Annotated in this window: 1 protein-coding gene; it reads right to left on the minus strand. The window is 75.1% G+C overall.

The features are described 5' to 3' along the window. On the minus strand, nt 1-233 hold a 233-nt coding region (locus L9G74_RS22105), incomplete at both ends, for a hypothetical protein (protein ID WP_238899098.1).

Below are 233 nucleotides of genomic sequence, written 5' to 3' on the forward strand. Positions count from 1 at the left end.
GCGCCCGGCAACCCGGCGAGCGTCGCGCGGATCCAGCGCTGCGGATCGGGCAGCCGCTCGTCGTGCAGCAGGACCTCGGCGCACTCCAGCCAGCGGCGCGACGGCTCGTCCGTGGTGGCCACCAGCACGGAGTTCGCCGGCAGCAAGCCGGGTTCGCGCAGCGCATCGGCGGGCAGGCGGGTCACGCGCGCGCCGTGCTCGTCGGGCTCGACGTGGACGATCTGGCTCAACAG

This window comes from Shewanella electrica, assembly GCF_022321485.1.
Lineage (GTDB): Bacteria > Pseudomonadota > Gammaproteobacteria > Enterobacterales > Shewanellaceae > Shewanella > Shewanella electrica.